Source organism: Gallaecimonas xiamenensis 3-C-1 (genome assembly GCF_000299915.1).
In the GTDB taxonomy this organism is placed as follows: Bacteria; Pseudomonadota; Gammaproteobacteria; order Enterobacterales; family Gallaecimonadaceae; genus Gallaecimonas; species Gallaecimonas xiamenensis.
In genome coordinates this window covers 1-17,480 of sequence record NZ_AMRI01000041.1, presented here as the reverse complement: position 1 = coordinate 17,480, position 17,480 = coordinate 1, and the positions used below count along the sequence as shown (strand labels likewise).

General features: G+C 54.0%; 15 protein-coding genes. 2 read left to right on the top strand and 13 right to left on the bottom strand.

The features are described from left to right. Positions 1-63: 63 nt before the first annotated feature. From B3C1_RS18650 to B3C1_RS18625, 6 genes are read right to left on the bottom strand one after another with little or no spacing between them, the layout of a single operon-like run. Entirely contained in the window at positions 64-894 is an 831-nt protein-coding gene (locus B3C1_RS18650) for an ExeA family protein (RefSeq protein WP_008486757.1), read from the bottom strand. Further along, the gene (mshL, locus tag B3C1_RS18645) at positions 894-2,546 is read right to left on the bottom strand and encodes a pilus (MSHA type) biogenesis protein MshL (protein ID WP_008486756.1); all 1,653 of its coding nucleotides are present in this window, start codon (positions 2,544-2,546) and stop codon (positions 894-896) included. Before mshL ends, B3C1_RS18650 begins: the two co-directional genes overlap by 1 nt. Before the next feature lie 13 nt (positions 2,547-2,559). Next, on the bottom strand, positions 2,560-2,886 hold the full coding sequence (locus B3C1_RS18640) for a hypothetical protein (RefSeq protein WP_192813409.1): 327 nt from the start codon (positions 2,884-2,886) through the stop codon (positions 2,560-2,562). Next, positions 2,843-3,466, bottom strand: a complete 624-nt coding sequence (locus tag B3C1_RS18635) for a hypothetical protein (protein WP_008486754.1) — start codon at positions 3,464-3,466, stop codon at positions 2,843-2,845. Before B3C1_RS18635 ends, B3C1_RS18640 begins: the two co-directional genes overlap by 44 nt. Next, complete coding sequence (locus B3C1_RS18630) at positions 3,453-4,049, bottom strand: hypothetical protein (protein ID WP_008486752.1); 597 nt, start codon at positions 4,047-4,049, stop codon at positions 3,453-3,455. Before B3C1_RS18630 ends, B3C1_RS18635 begins: the two co-directional genes overlap by 14 nt. Beyond that, a complete protein-coding gene (locus B3C1_RS18625; RefSeq protein ID WP_008486751.1) occupies positions 4,033-4,875 on the bottom strand; it encodes a biogenesis protein MshI in 843 nt (280 codons plus the stop codon). The genes B3C1_RS18630 and B3C1_RS18625 overlap by 17 nt, the downstream gene beginning before the upstream one ends. 88 nt (positions 4,876-4,963) lie before the next feature. On the opposite strand from B3C1_RS18625, the gene B3C1_RS18620 reads away from it, so the two are divergent. Next, complete coding sequence (locus B3C1_RS18620) at positions 4,964-5,857, top strand: 1-aminocyclopropane-1-carboxylate deaminase/D-cysteine desulfhydrase (protein WP_035482805.1); 894 nt, start codon at positions 4,964-4,966, stop codon at positions 5,855-5,857. On the opposite strand, the gene B3C1_RS18615 is transcribed toward B3C1_RS18620, so the two are convergent. Continuing rightward, complete coding sequence (locus B3C1_RS18615) at positions 5,854-7,695, bottom strand: EAL domain-containing protein (protein ID WP_008486749.1); 1,842 nt, start codon at positions 7,693-7,695, stop codon at positions 5,854-5,856. The two genes, B3C1_RS18620 and B3C1_RS18615, sit on opposite strands and share 4 nt — an antisense overlap. Before the next feature lie 651 nt (positions 7,696-8,346). Here B3C1_RS18615 and B3C1_RS18610 point away from each other — a divergent pair. After that, complete coding sequence (locus tag B3C1_RS18610) at positions 8,347-8,607, top strand: hypothetical protein (RefSeq protein WP_008486748.1); 261 nt, start codon at positions 8,347-8,349, stop codon at positions 8,605-8,607. A gap of 365 nt (positions 8,608-8,972) precedes the next feature. Here the strand turns inward: B3C1_RS18610 and B3C1_RS18605 are convergent, their stop codons facing one another. The 6 genes from B3C1_RS18605 to B3C1_RS18580 all read right to left on the bottom strand — a co-directional run bounded on the left by B3C1_RS18605 (position 8,973) and on the right by B3C1_RS18580 (position 17,332). Next, on the bottom strand, positions 8,973-10,886 hold the full coding sequence (locus B3C1_RS18605; protein WP_008486747.1) for an AAA family ATPase: 1,914 nt from the start codon (positions 10,884-10,886) through the stop codon (positions 8,973-8,975). A 9-nt stretch (positions 10,887-10,895) separates the two neighbouring features. After that, positions 10,896-12,572, bottom strand: coding sequence for a restriction endonuclease subunit S (locus tag B3C1_RS18600; protein WP_008486745.1), 1,677 nt, complete (start codon positions 12,570-12,572; stop codon positions 10,896-10,898). Then, positions 12,569-14,035 (bottom strand): type I restriction-modification system subunit M, encoded by a 1,467-nt coding sequence (locus tag B3C1_RS18595; RefSeq protein ID WP_008486744.1) that lies wholly within the window; start codon positions 14,033-14,035, stop codon positions 12,569-12,571. Before B3C1_RS18595 ends, B3C1_RS18600 begins: the two co-directional genes overlap by 4 nt. A 57-nt stretch (positions 14,036-14,092) precedes the next feature. Beyond that, positions 14,093-16,486 carry an EcoAI/FtnUII family type I restriction enzme subunit R gene (gene hsdR, locus B3C1_RS18590; RefSeq protein ID WP_008486743.1) on the bottom strand — a complete coding sequence of 798 codons (2,394 nt, stop codon included), beginning with the start codon at positions 16,484-16,486 and terminating at the stop codon, positions 14,093-14,095. A gap of 40 nt (positions 16,487-16,526) precedes the next feature. Beyond that, entirely contained in the window at positions 16,527-16,766 is a 240-nt protein-coding gene (locus B3C1_RS18585; protein ID WP_008486742.1) for an HTH-like domain-containing protein, read from the bottom strand. An 89-nt stretch (positions 16,767-16,855) separates the two neighbouring features. Next, entirely contained in the window at positions 16,856-17,332 is a 477-nt protein-coding gene (locus B3C1_RS18580; protein WP_008486741.1) for a hypothetical protein, read from the bottom strand. Between the last annotated feature and the right edge of the window lie 148 nt (positions 17,333-17,480).

The following is a 17,480-nucleotide window of genomic DNA, read 5'->3' as shown; positions in this document are numbered from 1 at the left end:
TGGGCGGCGCCGGGGTGGCGGCGCCGCGCTTGTCGAGATCCCTGAGCATCTGGTTAAGCACGCTCATGGCAGTACCCTCGCCGCCCGGTAACAGCTTTCGGTGTCGCGGATGGCATGGCGCATCTGCCACCAGCCGGCCCGGGCCAGCCCTTTGCCGTAAGCCAGCAACAGGGCCTTGTGGCAGAGGATGTTGACCAGCCGGGGTATGCCCCTGCTGGCCCTGTGCAAGGCCCCCAGGGCCGGGCCGGTAAAGAGCGGCCGGCTGGCGCCGGCACAGTGCAGCCGGTGGCTGACATACTGGCCCAACTCCTGGCGGTTCATGGGCCGCAGCCGGTAATGGAAGCTGATGCGCTGGGCCAACTGGCGAAAGCGATGCTGGCCCAGGCGCTGGTCAAGCTCCGGCTGGCCCAGCAACACCACCTGCAGCAGCTTGCGCTGTTCGGTTTCCAGGTTGGTGAGCAGCCTAAGCGCTTCAAGGGTGTCATCGGGCAGGGCCTGGGCTTCGTCGATGATCACCACAGGCCAGCGGCCGTTGGCGGCCAGGCCAATTAGCTGGCGCTGCAACAGCTGCCCCAGTTGCTGCTGGTCGATATTGCCGGCTTGTTTAAGCCCCAGCTCCAGGGCCAAGGCCCAGCGCAGTTCGGCCGGGGTGAGGTCAGGGTTAGGCAGGTAGGCCACGGCAAATTCCGGCCCCAGGGTGGCCAGCAGCCGGCGGCACAGCAGGGTCTTGCCGGTGCCCACCTCGCCGGTGATCTTGATAAAGCCCTCCCCTTCGGCTAGAGCCAGGGACAACACCGCCGCCGCCTCGCTGTGGCTGGGCAGCGCACAGTAGAAGGCGGTACTGGGGGTCAGCCCGAAGGGCTTGTCACTGAGGCCGAAGTGCTGCTGGTACATCACTTGGCCTTGGGATACCACTTGTCCAGCAGGGCCTTGGAGCGTTCTATCTCCGATTGCCAGCCGGCGGTACCCACCACTGTGGGTTTGAGCATGATCACCAGTTCGGTCTTTTCCTTAAGGTCGCGGCGGCTGGTAAAGAGCTCGCCCAGCCAGGGAATGTCCCCCAGCAGCGGTGTCTTGGACACCTGCTGGCGGGTGTTGGTACGCATCAGGCCCCCGATCACCACCACGTCCCCGGAACTGGCCTTGACCACGGTGTCGGACTCGCGGATGGCGCTGCGGGCCAGGGGCAAGGTGGTGGGCTGGTCGGCCCCGGAGATGGTCAGGGTTTTCACCTGTTCTTCCACGTCGGTGACCGAGGGGTGCACATGGAGCAGCACCTGGCCGTCGGCACTGATCTGCGGCGTCACGTCCAGGGCGATACCGGAGAAGAAAGGGGTCAGCTCGATATCGGAGCTGACCGTGTTGTTGGTGGTGTTGTTGGTGAGCTGGGACGACACGTCGGTGACGAAGTATTCGTCGTTACCCACCTTGATCACCGCCTTCTGGTTGTTGGTGGCGGTGACCCTGGGGCTGGACAGCACCTGGGTGTCGCCCTGAGTGTCCAGCAGGTTGATGACGGCGCCAAAATCGGTGTTGCTGAAGGTCAGGGAGGTGACGCCCCCCAGGGCGGCGGTCAGGGCATTGGCCGGGGTGACCCCAGAGGTGGTGAGGTTGAACTGGCTGCTGGTGCGGCCGTCGAAGATGGCCTTTTGCCAGTTGATGCCCTGCTGGTAGTCGTCGTTAAGGGTGACCTCGACGATTTTGGCCTCCAGGATCACCTGGCGGCGCAGGTGGGCCTCGGTCTGGCTGAGAAAATCCCGCACCGCCCGCAGCTCGTCCGGGTCGGCCCGCACCGTGGCCAGGCCGGCCATGGGGTCCACCGCCACCATGCGGCCTTCGCCCTTGCCGATCATCGACCACAGCACCCCTTCGAGGTTGGCCCAAAAGTCGGTCTCGGAACGGGACTCGACCCGGGTGCCCGAGGTCATCTGGTTGTTGCCGTTGCCCAGGCCATCATTGGAGCCCAGGCCGTTGTTGTTCAAGCCGTTGTTGCCGTAATAGCCGTTGCTGTTGCGGTCGTTGTTGGACAGCCGCCCGGAGGTGATGGTGGTCATGGACAGGCCCTTGCGGGTCATCAGCAGGTAGTCCACCGGTATGGTCTGGGTGCGCAGCCCGGCCGGGTAAACCCGCACTAGGTTGCCCTGGCGGCGGATGTCATAGCCGTAGAGGTCTTCCAGTACCGAGAACACCTCGGCCAGGGTGACATTGTGCAGATCCAGGCTGACCTTGCCGCTGACACCGGGATGCAGGGCCAGGGAATAGGGGCTGCCCTTGACCAAGCCGGCCAGCAGATCCCGCACGTCACTGTCCTTGGCGGAGACGTCGATCCGCTGCTCTGGCAGCGGCTTGGGGGCGGCCAGGCCGGCCAGCAATTCCCGCTGCACCGCTTCGGGCGGCTGGGCCTGGGCCGGTTTAGGGGCGGCCTCCTTGGCCAACTGGCGCTTGAGCTCGGCCACTTCCCTGTTGGTGCTGCGCTGGGCCGGGCTTTGGCAGGCCGCCAGCAAGGCTGCCGCCAACACCATCCCGGTTTTCAGTTCAAACCGCATCAAATGCTTCCCCTCAATGCCCGGCCTTGGCCGGGCTCACTAAGCTGTCTGGATAAAGTTGCAGCGTTTGGCGCTGCTGCCCCTTGCGAAGCTGCACCTGATTGCCGCCGATGGTGCTGACCCGCCAGCCCGCCACCATCTCCCCCTGCCCCACCAGTTGGCCGTTGATGATGGCTTTGGCCGGTGACGCCTTCAGTACCGCCGTCAGCAACAGCGGCTGCTGGGCAGCCGCCGCCTGTTGGCGCGCCTGGGGCGGCCGGGTCGGATCCTTGAGCGTTTCGGCCAGGGCCGGGCTGCTAAGCGCCAAGGTAATGAGGACTGGTGCCCAGGGTGTAGACATGGATCAGGATCTCGGCGTCAGGGTAAGTGGTTTGTTCAAAATCGAGGCCTTGCCAGTAAAACTGCCAAGGCAGCTGTTCGGCCTGGGTCAAAAAGGCCAGCAGTGGCAGGTAACCGCCCTGGAGTTTGAGCTCCAAGCCGTGGCGGTACAGGCCGGCATTGGCCTCGTCCTGCAAGGGCTCTGGGGGCAGGCTGGTCAGGCTGATCAGCTTGAGCTGGCCTGTGCCCTTAAGCAGGGCTTCTAGCAGGGAGGCCATGGCCTGGGGCGGCACCAGGGCCTGGGTCTTGGCGTAAATGGCCTGCTGCTGGGCCACCTGCTGGGCCTGCAACTTGGCGATATCGCCCCGTAGCTGTTGGTTCGGGTCCTGGGCCAGCTTGGCTTCCAGTATGGCCAAGGCGCCCCGCTGCTCAGTGAGCTGGGCTTGTTGCAATTGCTGCCGCCGCCCCTGGGCGCTGTTGTCCGCCAACAGGGGTTCAAGCCAGGTCAGCCCCACCAGGGCCAACAGCAGCACCCAGCCTGCCACCAACACCAGTACTTTTTCACGGAGGGCCAGGGCATTGAGGCTATCAAGGAGCTTCATGGCTACCCCCGCTGTTGAGACTGAAGTGCAGGTCGCCTTGGTCGCTGCGTTGGATCTGTACCTGGCCGAAACTGCGCCCGGCAAGGGCAGGTTCCTTGGCAAAACCCTGTACCCAGACCGGCACCAGGCTGGCCTCCCGGGTGGAACCGGCCAGTGATAGCAGGTCACCCCGGATAGCCACCTTCGACAGCCAGAGGCCGTCCTGGCTGCGATGGGCCAGGGCGGTGAGGATGCCGGAAAAGCCCCCCTGGCCGCTGTGGTCCAACTGGTCGATGCGGTCCAGCAGGCTGGCGTTGCTTTGGATACGGGCCTTGAGAGCGTCACGGCTGGCCAGCAGCTGCGGGTCCGGCTGGCGGGCCTTGAGCCGGGCCTCGGCCTGCTCCAGTTGGCCAGCTACCTGCTGGCGCTGCTGCTGTAGCTGGCGGTCAGCCTGGTTAAGGCTCGCCTTTTGCCAATAGCCCCAGCCAAGGGCCAGGGCCAGCACCAGGCTGCCCAGCAGCCAGGACCCCAGCAGGGTCTGGGCCGACAACCGCTCTTTGGCGGGCTTGAGATCGTCGCTGAGCAGGTTAAGCCAGTGCTTCATCGGCTCCCCTCGCGGCAGCCAGGGCTGCCCAATCGGTGTCGTTTATGGCCAGGCGCTGGCCCAGGGTCTGTACCGGCAAGCCAAAGGTGTCGGCCAGCAGGGGGCCAAGGGCCTCGTCCAGCAGGTTGGACAGGGCCAGCACGATACAGTCGATGGGGGGTTGGCGCAGCTGGCTTTCCAGGTAGTCCAAGGCCCTTTGGATATCCAGGGCCAGGCGCTCGGCCAGCAGGTAAGGGTCCTGGTCTTCGTTGCCAAGGCGATAGCCCTGCAGCCAGCGGGAAAAATAGAGCATGCCCTGGTGGTAGATGGCCAGCTGCAGGTCGCCGTCACCGTTAAGGCGCAGCAGCAGCAGCGGCCGCCCCTCGGCCTGGGCCGGGAACAGGTGCCTGAGCACCATGTCTTCGTTGGAAACGGCCAGCACTTGGGCCGGCAAAGCCTGGCAGATGCCCTTGAGGAGATCCTTGGAGGTACACACCACATTGACCCGCTCGGCACCCATGGGTTGGGCCGGGGGATCGTAGTAGTCGAATTGCAGATCCTGGGGAGCGATGGGGACGGCATCCTTGAGGGCCCAGAACAGGGCCTCTTGTACCGGCTCGCTGCGGGGCTTATCTAGCGACAGGCCGTGCAACTCGCTGTGGGGCAGTATCACCTTGACCTGATCCCCTGGCCCTACCGGCAGGCCGGCCAGCAAGCCGGGCCAATCGCCGGCACTTTGGCAGGGCCAAGACTGGCTGGCTCCCTGGGTGTCCGCCAGGCAGATCCGTTGCTGGTACAGGGCCAGACCCCATTGTTTAGGGGCCGGTTTACGGAAAGTCCATCCCATCTCGATCCATTTCTCTAATAAAATCGGTGCCTTGTGTGACACACTTATTAGGCACTAGTGTCACGCAAACCAAGGGGAATGCCAACACGTGAACGTTAAAATTCCGTCACCAGTCCAGATTGCCAAGGATCCCCTGCTGGTGGAAAGGCAGATCACCCTGACCATAAAGCGGGATGACCTGATCCACCCCCTGGTGTCCGGCAACAAGTGGCGCAAGCTCAAATACCCCCTGCAGGCCGCCAAAGCCGAGGGCCCCCCCGGGGTACTGAGCCTGGGCGGCCCCTACTCCAACCACCTGCTGGCCCTGGCCGGTGCCTGCCAGGCTCTGGGCCTGGCCTGTGCCGCTTTGGTAAGGGGCCATGAGCAGCAGACCCCCACCTTGGAGCAATGCCAGGCCCTGGGCATGAGCCTGACCTTTATCGACCGGAACCAATACCGCCAGCGCCATGACCCCCAATGGCAGGCCCATTGGCAGGCCCGGTATCCGGGTTGGCTGCTGTTGCCGGAAGGAGGCTCGGCGCCGGATGCCCTGCCCGGAGTAGCAGAGTGGGTAGCGGAACTGCCCGGAGGCTGGACCCAGCTTTGGCTACCGGTGGGATCGGGGGGCACCCTGGCCGGCACCGTGCTGGGCGCCGGTGGCCAGGGCCAAGTGGTGGGGGTGCCTGTGGTGAAAGACCAGAGCCTGCCGGCGCGTATTCAGCAGCTATTGGTCAGCCAGGGCTGTTCCCATCAAAACTACCAGCTGCGCTGGGGTCACGAAGGGGGCGGCTTTGGCAAATTCACCCCGGCCATGGGGGAGCAAATCCGCCAGTTGGCCCAGCGCCTGGCCCTGCCCCTGGAGCCCCTTTACAGCGGCAAGCTGATGCTGGCCCTGTGGCAAGCCATAGCAACCGGCGAACTAGACGGCCAGCATCTGGTACTGCTGCACACCGGCGGCCTGCAAAGCCTGGACGGCTTTCGCGCCCAGGGCCGCTGGCCTTAGAGGGGGTCCTGGGCACCCCGGCCAAAGAGGGGCCCTTCGCCGCCACTGACCCCCAGCCGCTGCAGACAGCGCCGCTCTTCATTGCTGGTGATCCCCGCCGCCAGCACCTCTGCCTGGCAGTCAACTGCCTTTTGCACCAACCGCTGGATCCACAACTGCTGGTCGCTGTTGCGCTCCAGGTGGCGCACCAAGGAGCCGTGCAGCTTGATCACCCTGGGCTTAACCCCCTGCCAATCCGAACGCTGGGAGTGCTGGCCCAGTCGTTCAATCATCACCCCCAGCCCCAAGGTCCCCAGTTGGCGCAGGGCGTCCCCCAGGGGTTTACCGTATTGGCTCAGCTCAAACTCGGTTACCGTCAGCATAAGGTTGGGTAAGGCGTCCCGCACTTCCATCAAGGCCAGTTGCAGCCAGCGCAGGAAGCCGGGTTTAAGGAGGGCGTCGACACAGATGCGAAAGCTCAGCCGCTGGCCCCGGCTGCGGGCCTGGCCCAGTTTGGCCAGCAGCAACTCCAGACAGAGGCGGGTCAGGGCCTCTTCCTGGCCGACCCGGCAGGCCATGGGCATAAAGACGCTGTCGTCGATCAGCTGGCCCTTGGGATCCTTCAGTTGGGCCCTTACCCGCAGATGGTGCAGATCCCCTTCCAGCATATGGACCGGTTCGACCACCAGCCGCAGGTTGCGCTTGGCCAGCACCTGCTCCAGCAGAGTGCGCCAGCGCACGCTGCCGGTTTCGACCTGGGGAATGCCCTCGGCATTCGCCGCCATGGCGGCGTTGTCCCCTTGCAACTGGGCGGCGCGCAAAGCCATGGCCGCCTGTTCCAGCAAGGCCGACACCTCGTCACCGGCCTGGTAGAGGGTCCAGCCCAGGTGCAACCAGTCCTGCTGGGGAAAGCCCTTGGGCAGGCCAAGGCGCTCGATGTCTTTGAGGAGCTGCTGCACGAACAGCTGGCCGTCCCGACCCGACATCTGCGGCATCACCAGGCCGTATTCGTCCTCGTCCAGGCGCCCCAGCACCGCGTCTGGCCATTGGCTGGCCTTGTCCTGCAACAGAGCCACCAACTGCTGGCGGCCACTGCTCAGAGCGTCGGACCCCAGCCGCTCCAGGCCGCTCAGTTCCAGCAGCATCAGGCAACCGATACGGTTGCCCTCCAGCTCCTGCAACCAGGTGGCCAGGCGCTGTTCGAAGAAAAGCCGGTTGCCAAGGCCGGTTTCGTCGTCCAGCCAGGCGGCGCTGTGCATCAGGCCGTCCAATTGCGCCTGCTGGGCTTCCAATTGGGCGATCCGCTGCTGCTGACTGGCCAGCAACGCCGAGGTTTTGGGCAATACCTCGTTGCCAGGAGGGCTTGTCTGGCTAGCGGCTGCGTCTTCCAAGGCACTTACCCCTGCCTGCAGGCGGCGTTGGCGATGGTCAAGGCGCAGCACCAGCCACAGCATGGCTCCCACCCCCAGGGCCAGGGGCGACAGTATGGCCAGCATCATCGGCCAGGGTAAGGGATGGTGTTCGAAGATAAGGCTCAGACGGCGCTGGGCCGGCAATTGCAGCTCAACCCTTTGGTAGTTCCCCTGCCCCAGCTCGCCATGACTCGATTGCAGGCGCAGCTTGCCGTCCACATACAGAGCGGCGGCTTTCACGTCGGCGTCGGCGGTCAGGGCGTCCCACAGGGGCAAGGGCGGCGCCTCGGGGTAGAGGGTCACTACCCGGGCCAGTTGCCGAGCCTTGGCCAACATATGGTTATCGTGCTGTTGGTGGGCCAGCACATCCATCAGCCATCTTACCCCTGCCAGGGTCAGCAGCAGGGCCAATAACAGACAACCGAGAAAGGGAAGCCGCTTTTCCATAAGCCATTCTTTTTGAAAGTGCTCTACCCATTAAAACGGATGGGGCGGCAAAGGCCAAGGCAAGAGGGCAAAGAAAAACCCCGCCGAGGCGGGGTTTGTGCAGAGCCGGACTTAGAACGGCAGTTCACATAAAGTTATGCCAAAAGCCATTCAAGCTATTAAAAGTATTGCCTTTTATTGTAAAAAAAGCCAACTTTGTTAAGTTAAACTCAAATATTGTCAACGATTTGAGCAAGAACTATGGAGTGTTCGCCGCTAAGCGTAAAGATAGCATCTTGACACTTTCGGCGACAGCACCTAGTCAACAAAACGCCAACTGGATCTTGGAATATCGAGTGGGCCATAATTATCTCCTGTGATTATGGAGGAGTACCTTGAGAGATAGCCTCCCGAGGGTAAGGTATTGCTGTTTAGGGCCAGCTACCGCTATAGCCAGCGAGAGCTGACAGTGAGTAAAGAGTATGACAGGGACCAAAAAGGATAAAACTCTGTAATTGCCCTTTTAAGGTGCAAAAGACAAGTTTTCCTAAGCAAAGGATAGGATGAGAAGTATGATGATTCACTTATGAGTGGGTTAAACTATCCAAACATAAAGATCTAGGAAAACTTTCACATGTGAAAGTTTTGCGGCTCAACTCCAAAGGAGCAAAAATGGGCAGAACACTGGAAGATATTATTGCAGAGCAACCTCAAAATCTCGTTGATTCTGCTCAGGAAACTGCTTCAAAACAGCTAATCCATATCCATTTAATCGAGTTACTTGAACGTATCGGGGCTGATGCAGGCTGCCACATTGATAACTGCACAATCGATAGCCTACAGAGACTGAAGCAGCTTGTTGTATCAGCGGGAGGAAGACTTCGCCTTCATATTGATTTGCCGGATGGTTCAAATCACGGTTTTAAGCTGTAACTCGCTAACTTTCACATGTGAAAGTTAAGGTAACGTTGTTCTAAATCCGAAAAGTGTACAGATGTAACTATCACCTGACACTTGTCAGAGTTTCAGAGCTCTACGATTCCCCTTCGATACTGCCAATGATCGGATAAAAGCTAAGTAGAATGGTTCACTAGATATGAGAAAAAACACCACTCAAATGGAATAACTTTCACGATTTTAGCCACTCCGTCCAAGAAGAAAAGTGGCAACTCAGGCTTGTTTTCCTTTGGGATCATCTTAACCGTGTTCTTGGTGGTTCCTTGTATGGTGATCAAATTTCGCGCCAAATGCGTAACTCTGCGTAATCCTCATCACACTATGCCAACCACAGATTCTACTTATGGTTGGCACTTGGATCTAATAAACTCAAGCATCGGACGGAATACCTCGAATGAAGTAGCATCTAAGGTCGGTATAACCTCCCGTGCAAACCTTGTCTTATTGCCAGAGAAGGTTACGATCTCTCCTCCACCAGGAAGTTGCTTAGTCTCAAAGTACTGAGCTGTTTGGTCACTATAAAAAAGGTGTTCAATCCCCATAACTGCTTGATGCGCAAAATGCTCTTTTGACCCGGCTGTTTTCATGACCTGCGCTTCAACCTTAGCAATTCTTGGTACAGGAAGAACAAATGCATGCACTTTCTCAGCAACATTTTCAGTGCGCAACCCAAGATAGGGGTCATCACACTGCAATGTCCAGCTATCTTTTTGTTTAAGATAATTCCACTCGTTATACGCCTCATCAAAGTCAAATAGACCAAATAGTGGACGACCGCCCATCTCATTAATTATTCGATTATCCTGAAGCGCTCTGCGCAAGTAATCGCAGCAAAACGCATAGATAGGCACAAAAGGAAGTGGCTCATCAAAAAGCTTTCGCCAAGCCTCTTTTAAAATGTCGGGATCAGTACTTCCTTCAGTGAATAGTACTGGGACTCCCTCAATCCTAATATTTCGAAGGATACTCAGGATTTGCTCATCTTCCTTGTACTTAATCAGGCTCGACGATAGCTTGCTTATTGCATAATCTTTACTGGTAGATCTGCAAACCACATTCGAGTTGTGTATATCAAATAGGTTTACTCGCTTCTTCTCGTGCGGAATAAGTGTTACTGCACTGTGGCTGCTCATCAGCACATGGTTTGTTTTCGCCGCTGTATCTGTGATTTCAAAGACTTGTTTCAAGAAATCAAATTGCCACTCTGGATGCAGGAATGAGTCTGGCTCATCCAGCAAGGTGATGCAATTTCGATCTTTAAACAGCTCGGTAATAGAATAGATATACACCGACTGAAACTGACCGTCACTGAAGTGGGAGACAGAAGCATCAAAGCCATTTTCGAGCTGCAAAGGAATGGTAATTTCCGCAAGCATTCCCAGCGTCTTCAAGTTATCTAGCTGACGAAACAATTCCTGAGGGCTTAAGTCCGAGAATTCTTGCTGGATCTTATCGATACCAAAGTAAAGCACGTAGCGATCGTCAGACGCGAAATACCCTTCAGACCTCACCGGACTTCCAGATGCAGTATTGATGCAGCGGTGCAATCGATCAAGAAAGGTTTTGGTAATGCCTTCCGGCTTCCAGTAGCGGTCTGTTTCGTCGTTCAGCTCAATATCAAAACGAACATCGGCCGCATACTCTGGTCGTTCTAAAACCAAGCGCACTTCTGCCGCAACATTAGCAATACCTAACTTCTGGCAAATAAACTGGCGTGCTTTACAGGCATCTAGCTGCATTAACAATACGGCTAGCAGCAGCTCTTTGTACTCCGGCCCAATACCGATGAAAAAGCGGCTTTCATCAAAATCAGCCCGTTTTATACGCTGTCTAAAATTCACTTCATATTGAGCCACCAAGCCAGCAACGGTTTTATTGTGCCCAGAGTAATAGATCAGCACATTGTCTGGCACACGTGTTTTACCAATGGTTTTACGCTTGCGACTATTAATGACCAAACCACGATCTTTAGGGCGCTCACGAAGTTCAGCGTTATCAATCTCACCCCAACTCCATTCAATAGAGGCTTCTGTGCTGTCAATTTCATACACAAGTCGATAACTAAACCCAAGATCCACCTTAGTCCTGTCGTATTCGACAATATGGCGAAAGATCTCAATCAATGCTTCAAAAAGATTAGACTTACCTGTGCCATTTTTCCCGACAAACACATCAAGAAAGCTACCGCCATCGAAGCTTAATGAGAAATCTCGAAGGTTTTTGTATTGACTGATATAGAGTGATTTAAGGCGCATTCTACTTCCTTATACTTGCGCCATCACGGCATTGAGTAACGCTTTTTGTTTGTTGGTAGCAGCTTCGATTTGCTCATCGAGATTGTTGCACAACGCCATTAGCTGATCGATGCGAGCAACAATACGGTGTTGTTCCTCTAGAGCGGGAAGAGGAAAAAGTAAGGGATCTATGTCTTTATGATTAATCTGAGGCACACTTGTTCCGGTGTTCAATAAAGCTAAATCAATAGTTGACAACCATAGATATGCATATTCGGTAAGCAAACCGAAAATAGGCGTTATAGCCATAATATTTAAATCCACAAATACGGGATCAGTGATTATCCGCTTTTTGTTTGTTGCAATCGCCCCTCCTCGCTTTGGAAATATTACACTTCCAGTTGAAATTAACGATCGGAGCATTTTTTCATCGGGATCTATGTACCGAGAAGAAGTTTCAATAAAAAGCTCATTACCTTGGAGATTCATGTCTCCAACCTTCACATAGGCATAGCTCCCCGCATCCTTCTCCAGAGCAGCGTCAAATGTTGTTCCACTCGTAGTATTGAAAACATCCTCAACTCTAACCCACTCCCATCCCTGAGGCAGCATATACGGCACTTCCTCCGGATTAATCGGCTGCCAAGGCTTTTGCTTTTTGATTTTCTTTTCTTCAATCAAGCGCTGCTTTTCAACTTCGATTTCCTTCAGCAACTCACTGGCAGGCGGGTCATTGGGGTCTTGCGGTACAAGGCGGCCCATGACGGCGAGTTGCAGAATGGCTTTGCGTAGCTCAGCGACATTTTCTTTTACGGTGTACAGTTCGCCAAAGTGCTGCTGAATAAACGGCCAGCCAGAATTTTCTGGGGCATTCAGCAGTTGGCTGATGGCAGCAGCGTGAACTTGCAGTCGTTTTTCTTCCCGATCTTTGCGCAGCTTTTCCAGTTCATCGCAACGAACCATGAGTTGGTCGATACGTCTTACGATGCGGTGTTGTTCAGGCAGAGGAGGAAGAGGAATGGGGATTGAGGACCATTTCTGCTTGTTGATAATTGGCGTGGCAGAACCCCCAGCTTTATTAAGTACTGTACGCTGAAAATAATCAGCTTCCATTGTAAAATACGTGTATTTGACGGAAAGAGGCTTAAACGGTGTAAGCGTATTGATCTGCTGATTGCAGGTTACATCCATTTGATTAATGGCGTGTTTTCCAATACTTCCACCAATACAAACCATGAGCACCGAGTCTTTTTCAATCAATCGGCCTTTTGATAAACCATCAAGTGATAAACCTTGCCCTGAATAATCAATATTCCCGTTTTTAATACTGCCCGGCCCAATAAAAGGAATATGATCTCCATAGTTTTCCGGATTCTTGCTTGGCGGAGTTGTTCCTGTTTGTGAGACTCCCAGCTCATCTAATCTAACCCACGCCCACCCCTGCGGCAGCTGATAAGGAACTTCTTCGGGCTTAATAGGAGGCAATGGCTTTTGCTTTTTAATTTTCTTTTCAGAAATCAAACGCTGCTTTTCGGCCTCGATTTCCTTTAACAGTTCACTGGCAGGCGGGTCATTGGGGTCTTGCTCAACCAATTTTCCCTGCATCGCCAGGGTTAAAATCAGCTCACGCAGTTTGGCTATACCACCGGGGGCGGCAAAGGCGGTATCAAAGTGCTGCTCTAGCAGATCATGCACGGCTTGGATCATGCTTTTGCCCTCAAGCAGGCCATTAACTCTTCTTTTAGTGCTGCTTGCGCCGCTTTCAATTGCCGCACAATCTCTTGGTATTCGCTCATTAATTCCGCTGGATCTTGATGCGCCACTTCGACTTCATGTGGATTCTTACAATCCAGATTATAGTTTCGCTCTACTAGCTTTTCGGATGATACCTTCCACGCATACTCCGTCACTTTTCGGCCCTTGCGTGTGGCACCTCCCCACCAGGCTTTTTCTAAATCAAATTCACCAATGGTTAATGGTTTAGAACGCGAATAGGATTTGTAGCCTTCTGGGTAAGGATGTTCAAAAAACCACACGTCTTTGGTAGGACCGCCTTTTTCAAAAAACAGAATATTCGTGGCGATACTGGTATAGGGAGCAAAGACGCCTTTAGGTAGGCGCACAATTGTGTGCAGATTAAATTCTTCCAATAGTTCGCGTTTTAAGGTGGTCTTGACGCCCTCACCGAACAAGAAACCATCAGGTAAGACGACCGCAGCGCGACCTGTGTCGTGTTTAAGAAGGTGCATGATCAGCGCCATAAACAAATCGGCGGTTTCACGAGTTTGGTATTTTTTTAAGAAGTTCGACTCAATGCCATCTTCCTCCATGCCGCCAAACGGCGGATTGGTAATGATGATATCCACTCGTTCTTTAGGGGTATAACTCTGTAGCTGCCTTGCAAGCGTATTGTCATGGCGAATATTGGTAGGCACATCAATGCCGTGCAGCATGACGTTGGTTAAGGCCAACATGTGCGGCAGGGGCTTTTTCTCAACACCGTGGATCGTGTCTTGTAGCAACTGCCTGTCTTCGTTCTTTTTGATTTGATGATTCAAGTGCTCAATGGCACAAGTGAGGAAGCCCGCGGTACCGCAAGCTGGGTCAAGAATGCTTTCGCCCAACTTCGGATCAATCATATCCACAATAAACTGTGTCACTGCACGCGGGGTGTAATACTCGCCAGCGTTACCCGCAGACTGCAAATCAGCCAGAATTTTTTCATAAATATCGTTAAACAAATGGCGATCGCCAGATTTGTTGAAATCGACATCTTCTTCAATGGTGTTGATTACCTGGCGTAGCAAGGTGCCCGACTTCATGTAGTTATAGGCATCCTCAAAGACTGAACCCACTACTTTGCCGTGCGGCGAAACTCCTGCTGCGGTGGCTAACTTTTTTAACGCTGGGAACAGGTCGTTGTTAACGAAGTCGATTAACTCCTCACCCGTGACGCCCTCAGGATCTTTCGCCCAAGCAGACCAGCGGAAACGGCTTGGCAAGGGAGATTTATAACCCGGCACGGTGAGTTGCCATTCCTGTTCTTTGTCATCAAAGATTTTCAGGAAAATCAACCACACCATCTGGCTGATGCGTTGGGCATCACCATCGACGCCTACGTCTTTGCGCATGATGTCCTGAATGGATTTGATAAGGGTCGTAAGTGACATGGTATTGCTATCTCCAATATTCTTTATTCGGCGCTACGTTTTTCGTTTTCTCTATCTTCAAGAGCTATACAGCGCCTGTTCGAGTTCGTTTATGGCTTGCTGGTATTGACCCAAGCCACCAAAGGCACGAATGATTTCCAGCGGGGTGCCAAATTGGGTAAAAGGCGCGATGGTCAGAATCTGTGTTTCTTCAATCTGAGCCACGCCTTCATCGGCATATTTGTCCAGCAGCGCTTCTAACACTTTGCGGGCCTGATCGCCGTATTGCGTAAAGTAATTGCGTTTTTTCACCTGCTCTGCACGCTCTTTTCGCGTGAGCGGTGGCATATCCCAAGCAACGTGACAAACCAAGTCAAACGGGTCGAAGGCTTTGCCTGATTTTTCACCCACCTCATCAGCTAAAGCTTCAAAGAACACGCCATGTTCGGCGAGTTCTTCAATGATGGCTTGTTTCTTTTCCGCATTGCTCCACCGCCGAAGAAAATCATCTAGAGTGGCGAATTCTTTTGTCATCGCTTTACGGGTGTAATCTTTTAAGGATTCGGTAATGAGCTTACCGTTGGCATCGAAGTACTGCACGCGTTCTGCGGCAACTTTTACCGGTACATTCGCCACGACATAGCGCCGCACGCCGCCGTCTTCGTCTTTACCGGGCTCACCAATGCCACCCCAGTCGCGCTCGCTATCGGGTTTGGGGTATTCCAAGCCAGAATCTTCCGCTTCCCCGGCATCTTCATCTGGTGGAACATCTGGCGGAACGGGAGAATCGGAACCCGAGGGTTCGTAAACCTGTACTGGGTCACCATCAAAGTCAGGGTCAGCAAAAAGTTCGGTGGCCTTTTTGAAGTCGATAATGGTGAAGTAGTACTTACCGTAATCTTCATTGATGCGAGTGCCACGTCCGATTATCTGCTTGAACTCGGTCATTGACTGAATGCGTTGGTCGAGCACAATGAGCTTGCAGGTTTGGGCGTCTACTCCCGTGGTCATCAACTTAGAGGTAGTGGCTATCACCGGATATTTGCTCTCCGGGAAGATAAAGTTGTCCAGCTCGGCTTTGCCTTCTTCGTTATCACCTGTGATGCGCATAATGTACTTGCTATTTTGCGCAACCAAATCCGCGTTTTCATTTACCAATGCTTGGCGCATGCGCTCGGCATGATCGATGTTTTCGCAAAAAACAATGGCTTTATCAAAACGGTTGGTTTGCTTTAGAAACTCAGTAATTTTTTTTGCTACCAAGTGTGTGCGCTGCTCTAGCACGAGCGTTTTATCAAAGTCTTTCTGGTTGTATATCCGGTCTTCAATTTCATTACCGTGTTTGTCAGTCATGCCTTTATCAGGCCGCCAACCGGTTAAATCTCTATCCAGATCAATGCGCACGACTTTGTACGGCGCGAGAAAGCCATCATCAATGCCTTGGCGCAGGCTATAGGTATAGATGGGGTCACCAAAGTAATCGATGTTAGAAACCTCTTTGGTTTCTTTTGGCGTGGCTGTAAGGCCTATCTGTGTTGCTGAAGAAAAATATTCAAGAATGTCGCGCCAAGCAGAATCGGCCGCAGCACTGCCACGATGACACTCATCAATGACAATAAGATCAAAGAAGTCTGGACTGAATTGCTTGTAGATATTTTTCTCTTCTTCATTGCCGGTGACGGCCTGATAAAGAGAAAGGTAGATTTCGTAAGATTTATTGGCTTGGCGCTTTTGGATCTTGGTCATGGACGAGCCAAACGGCTTAAAGTCATTGGTCATAGTCTGATCGACCAATATATTTCGGTCAGCCAGAAATAAAATTCTCTTTTTGGCTTTTGAGCGCCATAATCTCCAGATGATTTGGAACGCGGTAAAGGTTTTTCCCGTACCGGTCGCCATCACCAGCAAAATGCGGTTCTGCCCATTGGCTATGGCTTCGATAGTTTTATTAATCGCCAATAGTTGATAATAGCGAGGCGTTTTGTTGCTACCGTCGCTGTAATAATCCTGAGTGACCAGCTCGTTTTGTTTCTGATTTAGGCCTCTGTGTTCTGCCCACCACTGCCATAGCGTTTCGGCCGATGGGAACTTGTGTAAAGCCAGCTCTCTCTCAATCACTCCATCTTTGGCTATTTTGTTATGGAACAGAAATCCATCGCCGTTAGAACTAAAGACGAATGGTACTTGGAGCATCTCAGCATAGCCCAAGCCTTGTTGCATACCATCACCCAAGCTGTGGTTGTTATCTTTGACCTCAATGATTGCGATAGGGATGTTGGGCTTGTAAAAAAGCACATAATCGGCGCGTTTGTGTTTGGCACGGGTATGTAGCTTGCCACGAACGATAATCCGTCCCTTGGTTAGCGGGAACTCTTCTCGTATTTGCGTAGCAATATCCCATCCGGATTGTTCAAGCGCAGGCGTAATGAATTTGGTGCAGATGTCTCGCTCCGTGAGTTGTTTTTTATTCATATTGCTTACCCATTTATTAGCGCCTTTGCTCGCCGAAGAGCTAGATCAGCTCAGTCTGTAACCCAGCCGCTTTCAAACGGGGAGTCAGGTTTCGCATTTTGCTAAATTCAGTGCCGAAACTGCTTCGCAGCCCCACCCCTTCACAAAACTCTTTGGCGGTGATGTTCTTCAGCTCATCAGCGTACTTGATCATTTGCAGATGAAGTTCAGCGGTATATTGATTACGAGGGGCATCCGCCAGTACTTGCTTAATTCGCTCGTAAATCTCGTTTTCGTTCATTTTTCAGCCTACGCGACACTAGCCACTATATAATTTAGCTAATTTATATAGAAAACATCAGGATCGCAATTCCTTTGTGCATCATTCATTTAGATCCGCCCTGACGGCGGTATCTCTTTATCAAACGGCCGAAGAATCTGCGCGGTTTCAGTGTTAGAGGGTAGAGCAGCTCCTTCTGGCGGGGCCTTATCAACGCCAGCCATCTGCATGCCCTTCTGCCGCACATGGAAGGCGATTTGCTGCCATCGGCGTAACCATTGAGCTTCTTTTCTCTTGTAGGCTTCTAGTTCCGCTTTGAGGCGATCCACCTCTACCTGAAGCTCTTCCGCCTCTTTCGTTGCCTGCGCTTTGGTTTTCACGAGGCCACCCGACAATGCTTGTTTGGCATTGTCATAAGCGGCTTTAATTTCAGATTTGGCTTGGAGTGACTGACGACTATAGCCAAAACGTTCTTCTAGAACAGCCCAGGTGAGTTTTGCTCCAAGCTCGCCAAATGCCCAGCGATCCAAATCAGCTACGATTGTATTGATGTCACTATCGGACATGCGCCTGAAGCGCTTAACCATGCTCTACCTCGTTTAAATATTGTTCGGGATCAAAGTGCTCCACCCCGTTATCAGCCAGTTGCACAGCCAGCGTTTTGAGTTTTTTATCGTTATGAGCTATCCAATCAGCGCTCTTTTTGGGCTTGTATGGTTGATTCTGCTCGATTTT

Excerpts from the sequence above, each read along its gene's own strand:
- B3C1_RS18650 (WP_008486757.1), bottom strand. The coding sequence starts at position 894 with ATGTACCAGCAGCACTTCGGCCTCAGTGACAAGCCCTTCGGGCTGACC.
- mshL (WP_008486756.1), bottom strand. The coding sequence starts at position 2,546 with ATGCGGTTTGAACTGAAAACCGGGATGGTGTTGGCGGCAGCCTTGCTG.
- B3C1_RS18640 (WP_192813409.1), bottom strand. The coding sequence starts at position 2,886 with ATGTCTACACCCTGGGCACCAGTCCTCATTACCTTGGCGCTTAGCAGC.
- B3C1_RS18635 (WP_008486754.1), bottom strand. The coding sequence starts at position 3,466 with ATGAAGCTCCTTGATAGCCTCAATGCCCTGGCCCTCCGTGAAAAAGTA.
- B3C1_RS18630 (WP_008486752.1), bottom strand. The coding sequence starts at position 4,049 with ATGAAGCACTGGCTTAACCTGCTCAGCGACGATCTCAAGCCCGCCAAA.
- B3C1_RS18625 (WP_008486751.1), bottom strand. The coding sequence starts at position 4,875 with ATGGGATGGACTTTCCGTAAACCGGCCCCTAAACAATGGGGTCTGGCC.
- B3C1_RS18615 (WP_008486749.1), bottom strand. The coding sequence starts at position 7,695 with ATGGAAAAGCGGCTTCCCTTTCTCGGTTGTCTGTTATTGGCCCTGCTG.
- B3C1_RS18610 (WP_008486748.1), top strand. The coding sequence starts at position 8,347 with ATGGGCAGAACACTGGAAGATATTATTGCAGAGCAACCTCAAAATCTC.
- B3C1_RS18605 (WP_008486747.1), bottom strand. The coding sequence starts at position 10,886 with ATGCGCCTTAAATCACTCTATATCAGTCAATACAAAAACCTTCGAGAT.
- B3C1_RS18600 (WP_008486745.1), bottom strand. The coding sequence starts at position 12,572 with ATGATCCAAGCCGTGCATGATCTGCTAGAGCAGCACTTTGATACCGCC.
- B3C1_RS18595 (WP_008486744.1), bottom strand. The coding sequence starts at position 14,035 with ATGTCACTTACGACCCTTATCAAATCCATTCAGGACATCATGCGCAAA.
- hsdR (WP_008486743.1), bottom strand. The coding sequence starts at position 16,486 with ATGAATAAAAAACAACTCACGGAGCGAGACATCTGCACCAAATTCATT.
- B3C1_RS18585 (WP_008486742.1), bottom strand. The coding sequence starts at position 16,766 with ATGAACGAAAACGAGATTTACGAGCGAATTAAGCAAGTACTGGCGGAT.
- B3C1_RS18580 (WP_008486741.1), bottom strand. The coding sequence starts at position 17,332 with ATGGTTAAGCGCTTCAGGCGCATGTCCGATAGTGACATCAATACAATC.